Origin of the sequence: Streptomyces sp. NPDC017890, assembly GCF_044328675.1 — a bacterium.
Taxonomy (GTDB): domain Bacteria; phylum Actinomycetota; class Actinomycetes; order Streptomycetales; family Streptomycetaceae; genus Streptomyces.
Genome location: NZ_JBIRHU010000058.1, coordinates 1 through 9,248, shown reverse-complemented (window position 1 = coordinate 9,248; position 9,248 = coordinate 1). Strand labels below are relative to the sequence as shown.

Annotated in this window: 7 protein-coding genes; 6 read left to right on the top strand and 1 reads right to left on the bottom strand. The window is 59.4% G+C overall.

Annotated elements, in window-relative coordinates; genetic code table 11:
- Positions 1–197 precede the first annotated feature (197 nt).
- A complete protein-coding gene (locus ACH4F2_RS34925) occupies positions 198–1,478 on the bottom strand; it encodes an IS256 family transposase (RefSeq protein WP_030537341.1) in 1,281 nt (426 codons plus the stop codon).
- A 176-nt stretch (positions 1,479–1,654) separates the two neighbouring features.
- On the opposite strand from ACH4F2_RS34925, the gene ACH4F2_RS34920 reads away from it, so the two are divergent.
- The 6 genes from ACH4F2_RS34920 (at position 1,655) to ACH4F2_RS34895 (ending at position 8,166) form a co-directional block, all read left to right on the top strand.
- Entirely contained in the window at positions 1,655–2,614 is a 960-nt protein-coding gene (locus ACH4F2_RS34920) for a helix-turn-helix domain-containing protein (RefSeq protein WP_350835266.1), read from the top strand.
- A 538-nt stretch (positions 2,615–3,152) separates the two neighbouring features.
- Complete coding sequence (locus ACH4F2_RS34915) at positions 3,153–4,472, top strand: ferric reductase-like transmembrane domain-containing protein (protein ID WP_166814096.1); 1,320 nt, start codon at positions 3,153–3,155, stop codon at positions 4,470–4,472.
- A 243-nt stretch (positions 4,473–4,715) separates the two neighbouring features.
- Positions 4,716–5,054: a DNA-binding protein gene (locus ACH4F2_RS34910; protein ID WP_166814094.1), complete on the top strand. Its 339-nt coding sequence runs from the start codon at positions 4,716–4,718 to the stop codon at positions 5,052–5,054.
- 149 nt (positions 5,055–5,203) lie between these two features.
- Positions 5,204–6,211: an IS481 family transposase gene (locus tag ACH4F2_RS34905; protein ID WP_352030458.1), complete on the top strand. Its 1,008-nt coding sequence runs from the start codon at positions 5,204–5,206 to the stop codon at positions 6,209–6,211.
- Positions 6,212–6,304: 93 nt separating this feature from the next.
- Entirely contained in the window at positions 6,305–7,246 is a 942-nt protein-coding gene (locus ACH4F2_RS34900; protein WP_003941078.1) for a GlxA family transcriptional regulator, read from the top strand.
- A gap of 458 nt (positions 7,247–7,704) precedes the next feature.
- Positions 7,705–8,166: a helix-turn-helix transcriptional regulator gene (locus tag ACH4F2_RS34895; protein WP_050794073.1), complete on the top strand. Its 462-nt coding sequence runs from the start codon at positions 7,705–7,707 to the stop codon at positions 8,164–8,166.
- The last annotated feature ends 1,082 nt before the right edge of the window (positions 8,167–9,248 follow it).

Below are 9,248 nucleotides of genomic sequence, written 5' to 3'. Positions count from 1 at the left end.
GGGATCAAGTGTTTCGGTCATCGTCGATCCTTCCCGCCAAGCTCAGCTCGGCGTGTTGAATCAAGGACCGGATCCACCGTTATTCAGACAGTCCCGCCGCAGCCCGGCGGCGTGACAGAGGTGACGGTGAGCGTCGCTGCAGTCGTGGTCGCCGTGCCGCGGGTCTATCTCTTTAACGGTGTTTCGGCGGATTTCCATCAGTAAGTTTCCGATCCCGGCCAACGATCGGCGAACGTGATCGCAAACGCGTTCAGAGCGGGCTTCCACCTCGTTATCCATCGTGCCTGGCCCTTGCCTGTCGGGTCGAGCGAACGTGTCACCAAATACAGACACTTCAGCGCAGCCGCCTCGGTAGGGAAATGGCCACGAGCTTTCACCGCCCTCCGATAGCGGGCATTGAGGGACTCAATCGCGTTGGTAGAGCAGAGCACTCGCCGTATCTCTGTGTCGTAATCGAGGAACGGAATGAACTCCTGCCAAGCGTTGGTCCACAATCGGATGATCGCCGGATACCTCTCACCCCAGTGCTCGGCGAGATCGTCCAGCCCCGCGTGAGCGGCAGCCTCGGTCGGTGCCGTGTAGATCGGTCTGAGATCGTGTTTGAGTGCGTCCCAGTGTTGACGTCCCGAGAGCCGAAAGGTGTTGCGGATCAAATGCACGACGCACGTTTGTACCGTCGTGGCCGGCCATACGTTCTCGACGACTTCCGGCAGGCCTTTCAATCCGTCGCAGACCAGGAAGAACACATCCCGAGTGCCGCGATTGCGAATGTCCGTCAGCACGGACATCCAGAATTTGGCGCCCTCACCGCCGGTGCCGGCCCACAATCCGAGCACGTCGCGCCGTCCGTCGAGACTGACGCCGATCGCCGCGTAGATCGGCCGGTTTGCGACCTGCCCGTCTCGAACTTTGACGACGATCGCATCGACGAAAACTGCCGCGTACACCTCGTCGAGCGGACGGGCAGACCAGTCCTGCATCTCCTCGAGGACCTTGTCGGTGATCCGCGAGATGGTCTCCTTCGAGACCGAGGCCCCGTAGATTTCAGCGAAATGCGAACTGATTTCACCAGTCGTTAATCCTTTGGCGTACAACGACAACACGATCTCATCGACCCCGTTCAATCGACGTTGGCGTTTCTTGACGATCTGCGGCTCGAACGTCCCTTCCCGATCACGAGGGACCTCGATCGGGACATGCCCACTGGCCTCGGTCAACACCGTTTTCGACCGAGTCCCGTTGCGAATATTCGTAGACTCCCGATCGGCCGGAGCTTGGTTCTTGTCGTGCCCGAGGTGCTCGGTCATCTCCTCGTTCAGTGCGGTTTCCAGAACGGTTTTGGTGAACTGCTTGAGCAAACCGTCCGGCCCGGTCAGCGACAGGCCCTGCTCCTTGGCCAGGCGCACCAACTCCGCGGCCGCCGCAGCTTCCGCGGAGGGCTCGGCCCTCTTCTTCGTCACATTCTCCAGTGTCGTCATCTCGGCACCTCCTCGCCGAGCATTCACTCAGCGTCTCGGGCCAAAACACCGATTACGAAACAGTCCCAGCGTCGGCGACGTCGTCACCGAGAGTGTCCGAGGGCGCCAGGGTGCGGTTGGCACCGAGGCGAGATGCCCGATCGAGTCGTTGGTCGGCGACCCTGTGCCCGCAAGCCTTGCTCACCGCTGCGTTGGACGTTGGGACCATCCGGGCGCAACAGCACGTACCGCTGCCGACCGTGCTCCATTCGTTTCGAATCGACCTACGCACGCTGTGGGATGCACTCATCGCCGAAGGCCGATACCTTGATCTCGCTGCGCGAACCGACTTCCTCGAACTGTTGTCGGTCATAGTGTGGGAGACGGTCGAAACGAGCACCGAGGAAATGGTGCGCGGCTACCAAGTTGCTCAAGGAGGACTCGAGGAGATTCGAGCCGAGGCATTCGACCAACTGCTCATAGACGGAGCAGCTAATCACGTCGCCGTTGACAACGCCGCCCAGATTCTCGGCCTGCCAGTCTCGGGTACATTCCTGTGTCCTGTCGGGGATTTTGGCGTTCCCCAACCCGAGCTAATCGGCGGCTGCGCCCATCGATTGAGTTCCAGCGGCATCGCTCACCATTTCGGTTGGTACGGACATGAGTTACGTGCGATCGTTCACCGTCCGAATACCAGAACCAACCTCATCGACTATCTTGTCGCACTGGAGGACCACGTCTGCACCGTGGTGGACGCCGAGGGACTCGCACACGTTCCTGGCGCAATTCGCCTTGCACGGACCACAGTCGAAGGCCGAGTCACTCCAGGGGTGCGCCATGTGCGCGAGACCTGGTTGCACACTATCGCAGCTGGAAACGCCGAAGTAGCCGATGCTGTGCACAAGGCAGTGTTCGGTCCACTACAAATGCTGAGCGAGTACGAGCGCACCGCTCTGTTGGAGACTGTCGGCGACCTGGTCGCGTACGGGGGAACTATCGCGAACATCGCCGAACGCACACACAGGCACCGAAACACGGTGCGCCGACGCCTTCGGGACTTCACCACCCTCACTGGGCTCGATGTCACAAGCACCAGCGACCTAGCTGTCACGGCCCTCGCGTTGACCGTCGAACAACGCCGTTCACACAGTGGATAGAGAAGGATCAGCTACGACTTTCGCGCACCGATGCCGGGTGCCTCAACTGGAATGTTATTGATGGCGCTCGGAATCGTGCCGGGCCCGGGCGACGGTCGAGAGGTCACAGCTGCGCCCGACTTGGCCACTCTCCGGTGGCACTACACCCGACCACGCGCTCTGCCGCACCAGATCATGGACTCACCCAGGTACTGGGCCAGTAACTCGCGGTCTTCCGCAGCCCGCAGATAGCGTCGGGCAACATCGCAATCCGATTGTTTGTGGGTGTGCGACCTTCAATGAGGCTGAGTTACCAGCGTCCGCCACTGCTGTTCGGCTCGGGCTTAACGGATTACCAGCATCGCCCCCGGCGATCCGAAAGCGTCCCGCTCGTCCCTCCCGATTGTGGAGCTGAAAATTCTTACCGTTCAGGTCAGTCGAAAGTCGTATGCCTAATGTTCTTGTTCTGGCGCGTTAGGAGTAGCGTTCCGCTTCGGTGACTATCCGATAATCTTCGTGCCGAACCTTCCGACCTATCGTGATGAGTAGGATATTTTCGATGACGACATTGCTAACACGTGCGGTCGCCTGGATTGGACTCTACTTGGCAGTGGCAGTAATGCCGCTAGTGTTCGCGGTGCTCGGTCACCCCGGTCCGGGTCGGGGTTTCCTGACCGAATTCTCTGTCGCACTTGGCTTTATCGGGCTGTCGATGATGGGGATGCAGTTCGCACTGGTGGCACGCTTCCAGGCAGCGGCTGAACCCTTCGGCGAAGATGCCCTAGTTCAATTTCATCGCGAGATCTCCTATGTCGCCTTGGCGTTCATCTTGGCGCACCCGATCCTCCTGCAGCTGGCGGGAATCGACATCGTCGGACTGCTCAACCTTGCGCACGCCCCCTGGCGTGCACGGTTCGCGGTCACCTCGACAGTGCTGCTGCTGGTGCTCATTGCCACCTCGATCTGGAGACGGCGGATGAATATTCGCTACGAGGTGTGGCAAGTGCTCCACGGGGCGATCTCGGTGATAGTTGTCGCCTTCGCCGTGGCGCACGTGTTCCTGGTCGGATATTACGTCGACCATGCCTGGAAGAAATGGTTGTGGGCGATCATGACCTGCGCGTTGATCTTGCTGTTGCTGTGGGTTCGGGTGATCCGGCCGCTCGAGCGCCTTCGTCGCCCCTGGAAGATCAAGTCCGTGGTCCACGAACGCGGTGACGCCGTGACGTTGACGATGATCCCAGTCGGGCACAAGGGTTTCCGGTTCGAGCCCGGGCAGTTCGGCTGGCTGACCGTCGATCGGTCACCGTTTTCGGTGACGTCACATCCGTTCTCGTTTTCGTCGAGTGCCGAGAACGCGTCAGTGCTGTCCATGACGATCAAGGCGCTCGGCGACTTCACCTCCACCGTCCGAACTATCGCCCCGGGCACCCGCGCATACATCGACGGGCCGCACGGCGTCTTCACGCCAGATCGCAATGAAGGACCGGGATTCGTTCTCATCGCAGGAGGTGTCGGTATTACTCCGATGATCAGCATTCTGCGCACCATGGCTGACCGCAGCGACAATCGACCGTATCTGCTGTACTACGCCAGCCGCTCACTCGACGACATCACATTCGACGAGGAACTAGAAAGCCTTAAACGTCGTTTGAACCTCACCATCGTCAATATCCTGATGACGCCACCCGAAGGGTGGACCGGTGAACAAGGCTACCTCGATCGCGAAATGATCGTCCGCCACCTGCCTGATCGCTATCAGCGACTGCAGTACTTCACCTGTGGGCCCGCCCCGATGCTCAATGCTGTCGAGGAGTCACTGACCGAGCTGGGAGTGCCGGCGCAAAATCTTCACACCGAACGATTCGTTTTCGTCTGATCGGAGTCCTGATGCGACACGTTTACACCACCCGCGCCGTCATCCTCATTGCGCTCCTACTGCTAGGAGCGTCGGCCTGGTTCGGTCTGGCGATGCACTGAATTAAGCTTGTTCAGCCGCAACGACTTTCTGGATCGAAGGGGTTGCGGCCGAACGAAGGGTTTGAGTTTAGGCAGCACCCCGATCTACTCTCGCCCGTCCTGAATTCACTACCGACCGTGACAATGAGAGGGTTCGAATCCTGTGACGCAACAGGCGTATGTCGTCGTCGCCGAACTCGACATGCAATTCGACGAGAACGTCAGCGGTGAACTTCTCCCGCCCATAATCGATCACCACGGTGCCGTCCAGCGCTCGGAACTCGGCTGGGTCGAAGTCGTATTCACCATTCCTGCCGTATCCGTCCGGCAGGCCACCACCGCTGCGCTGGAAATTCTCGACACGTACACCTTAGGTTTGCTGTCCCTGCGTGTGCTGACCGCCGCTGACTTCGACCGCATCGCCGATGCAATCGAGACGCCACGGCTCCTTTCCACCGTTCACGCTGCAAAAGTCCTCGGCATTTATCGTCCGCCAGGATGATCCCGTAGCGATCAAGGAAACGAAACGGTCATCGGCCTAGCTGTTGCGGGTATGGACGTTGCTGACGCGGGATTGAAGTGGACGGGCTGGTCCTTCGCGGCAGGATGGAAGTTGCGAAACTGACCATCAACAGCAAAGGGACCAGCCCTGTGACACACCGTAATGCCCCACTCACTGTGGAAGGAAGACGACGCCTGATCGAGCGGTGCCAGAGTCGTCCGATCGCCCACGTCGCCGCAGAAATGGGCATCTCCCGACAATGCGCTTCCAAGTGGGTCAATAGGTATCGCAAGTACGGTGACCTGGGAATTCAGGACCGATCCAGCGCACCGAAACACCACCCGAACGCCACGCCGGCGGAGATCATGGTCGAGATCGAGTCCATGCGCCGAACCCGGAAATGGTCGGCCTCGCGAATCACGTTCGAGCTGCGTACCGACGGCATCACCATTGCTCGCCGGTCTGTCACGAAAATCCTGCGGAACCTGGGATTGCACCGCCGCCGGTTCATCGACCCGAACGGCGAAACCAACCGAAAACCCCAGGTCATCGCCGCCAAGCGACCTGGTCAGATGGTCCACGTCGACGTCAAGAAAGTCGGGAAGATCCCGGACGGCGGCGGGTGGCGTGCCCACGGCCGCGGCTCCGACAAGGCCAAACGATCCCAACGCCGGAAAACGAAGAACAAGCAGGCCCGCATCGGCTACACCTACCTGCATTCCGCGATCGACGGCAACACCCGCCTGGCGTACACCGAAGCCCGCGACAACGAAACCGCAGCAACAGCCATCGATTTCATGAACAACGCCCGCGTCTTCTTCGCCGCCCACGGCATCACCCGTATCGAGCGCGTGATCACCGACAACGGATCATGCTACCGGGCAGCAGATTTCACCGTTTCATTACGCGAAGCGCGGCACTACCGGATCAAGCCGTACACCCCGAAACATAACGGGAAGGTCGAACGCTACAACCGTATCCTCGCCGAAGAACTGCTGTACTCCCGCGAGTACACCAGCGAAGCTGAGCGGCGCACTGCCGTCGAAATCTGGAATGTTCACTACAATTACCACCGACCGCATTCAACACGCGGAGGACGACCGCCCGCCGCTTACCGCCGGCATCGCGTAACTAACGTCCGTGCCTCGTACACCTAGGTGTCGAGGTTTCTTGGTGAAGCGAGTTAAGCGTATGACGAGCAAGGGCATGTGAGAAGTGGCGTATACGGCAGTATTGCTATTGTTCGCGCCATGCGTATCGGACTGATCGCGATCGACGGCTGCTTCGGTTCGGCTGTCGCGTCGGTCATCGACATCGTGCGGGTGGCCGACGGAGCCCGCGGCGATGTCGACCCGCGGATCGACCCGATCGAACTCGCCATCCTCGGACCGAAACGGAGAGTGACCACGACGGCATCGATGACCCTGTCGGTGGACCACCCGCTGTCGGAGTCCGCAGAGTTCGACGTGGTCGTCGTCCCTGCGCTTGGAACCCTCACGGCCGCCGCTACCAACGACGCCCTCCAGAGCCGAGATGCTCGTTCGGTCATCGCCTCGCTCGGGCGCCTCGACGACGCGACCACCCGGATCGCCGCGGCGTGCACCGGCGTGTTCGCTGTCGCCGAGACCGGACGGATGCATCATCGGCGGGCGACGACCAGCTGGTTCCTGGGGCCGGAGTTCCTGAAGCGCTATCCGACCGTCGCCCTCGATCTCGACACCATGGTCGTGGTCGACGGGAACCTCGTCACCGCCGGCGCCGCGTTCGCCCACATCGACCTCGCGCTCTCACTCGTGCGATCGATCAGCCCCGATCTGGCCCAACATGTCGCCAAGCTCCTCATCATCGACGAGCGTCCGTCGCAGGCGGCCTTCGTCGCCTACGAACATCTCCGGCACGAGGACCCGATCGTCGTCGAGTTCGAACGCTTCGTGCGCGCCCGCCTGGACGAACCGTTCAACGTCGCCTTCGTCGCGCAGTCGCTCGGCACCAGCCGGCGCACCCTCGAACGACGAGTCCGTGCGGCGCTCAACCTCACTCCGCTCGGCTTCGTCCAACGGCTTCGCATCGAACGAGCTCGGCACCTCTCAGCAACCACGGACCTCACCTCCGCCGAGATCGCGCTACGGGTCGGCTACGCGAACGCCGAGACTCTGCGCTCCCTCCTGCGTAGGGAGCGACGCCGTTCCTGACCTATCGCCATGCCTGTAGCCGGTGTCCTAGTGCTCGGTTGGAACCACCTCTCAGCACGTCGCGTCGACGCTCCTGCGTCGCCCCTGGACGACCCACTCGACACGCCCGCAGCACAGGCCATGTGACGTGTCCCGGCTTCCCGGACGGTCGGGGTTGGGTGGCTGTGATGTCGCTGCGTTCTCGTCGAGGGGGTCAGCAGACTCGATCAGGGTCGATTGGGATGAGACGCGAAGGCGGTCAGGTCAGGGCGGCCGAAGCCGGCCGGCGGGGTAGCGTCGGACACGTCGAGGTCTTTCGGATGGATGGCGTAGGAACCTCCGTCGTCGGGAGACCTCGACGTCTATCTGCGGACCGACGCGCCCGGCCGACTTACACCGTCATCTGGGAAGAGCCACTATGATCCCATGTTGTCCCTACTTTCCGAGACGGGTCCCTTAATTTTCGCTGTGAGGACCAAATGTTTAGTGATCAGTTGAATGCGTTGTTCGACCACTCGGCGCGGATCGGCTGCCCGATTACGCAAGTGCAGCTGGCGGACGCGCTCAATGCCCGAGGTCACCAAATTTCGCATCCGTATATTTCGCAGTTGCGGCGAGGGAAGCGTTCGAATCCGTCTCCGGAGATCGTGGCGATACTCGCCGACTTCTTTGGTGTCGACAAAGACTATTTCTATCTTCCCGCCGTTAATCCTGATTTTCCGACGGCGTCGGAAGTGATCGAACGTCTCGACCAAGTACCTTTACGGAGACTCCTCGCTCAAGCGGACGGACTTTCTGACAGGTCGATGGGTATTGTCATTGAGATGGCTGAGCGTCTGCGCCACGCAGAGGGCTGCCCTGTGGTTACTGGAAACGGATTCTGGATATTCTGGTCCCACCCGGATGTACCTCCAATCGAAAGCGCAGAGTGCGGCCCATGAAAGAATAAGGTTTCGATTTTTTAAGAATGTTGGTTTTTGTATGTTTCTTATTCTTTGATAAATTCGCGCAATTTGAGGCCGCTATTTGAGGGGATGGCATCAAAGGGTGATTGGCATGATCGAAGACGCCGTTACAGTGATTTGTACACTATGTCCCAGCTCCGGTCCATCAGATCGGTGATGTAGGGCAAGTTGCACTATGCGACCAGCGTCTACCTTCCGCGGTTCTGACGAGTTACGTGTACCGAGTAATCCGCCCAACCCATCGATGGTTGGTTTCCATAGATTTGCCCAAGTGCGCGGCAACCCGGTCACGTAAGATATATGCAACGCGACAGGCCCATCTTGAATGGGTTTCAGTCCGGAGATTGCGTCCGGGATTTCGTTTTTGAATTGTTCTTTTGTATACGACCTGCGAGTTATCAGTGTTGCCGTTTGGCCGATGTTGGATGATTGCGCAGGGATGGCTGAGTCAATTGAAATCGTGGATATTTTTGAATTCCTTTTTGTGCACCATACGCTTGCAAGCTGATTCCCGGAAATTTGCTTTACTCTTTCTGCGAGTAGGAATGCGTATTGATCCAGGTCGGGTTTCTGAAGCAGCGGCGTATTCAAAGGGATCCCTACATTTAGGGAAAGGGCTGTGGAGCTGGATAGTGCTGTGAGATCAGGTAACAGTAGCTTCTCGCTGTCATTCAGGAATCTATCGGTTCGAGACTGGATAGATGGATTGATCTTTTCGGGCTGTGGGAGCACTGTCGGTACTTGTAGGCGGTTCGTCTTTCCGGATGGACAAGCGAAGCTAGGTGCTGGGAGGTGCATAGTGAAAGGGTAGAGGGCCAGGCAACGGACTGTTTGGGAGGTTTGGATCCAGCAGCGTTCGAACGGTTACTGGACATGTGCGTAGGCACGAGCCCAGTTTGGTCGAAAACCGATCGGTATTCGACGCTTCTGTGAAGCATGTATATCCCCAGTTTGTAGATAGCAGTTGTAGGTGACGTTCTTTTCGCGGTGCTAAATGTCCCGGGATGAGAGCGCGAACGTGGATGTTCCGGCAGGAACTGGACGCTCTTAGACGCCAT

Coding starts and splice junctions, on each gene's coding strand:
- ACH4F2_RS34925 (WP_030537341.1), bottom strand. CDS start 1,478: ATGACGACACTGGAGAATGTGACGAAGAAGAGGGCCGAGCCCTCCGCG.
- ACH4F2_RS34915 (WP_166814096.1), top strand. CDS start 3,153: ATGACGACATTGCTAACACGTGCGGTCGCCTGGATTGGACTCTACTTG.
- ACH4F2_RS34900 (WP_003941078.1), top strand. CDS start 6,305: ATGCGTATCGGACTGATCGCGATCGACGGCTGCTTCGGTTCGGCTGTC.
- ACH4F2_RS34895 (WP_050794073.1), top strand. CDS start 7,705: ATGTTTAGTGATCAGTTGAATGCGTTGTTCGACCACTCGGCGCGGATC.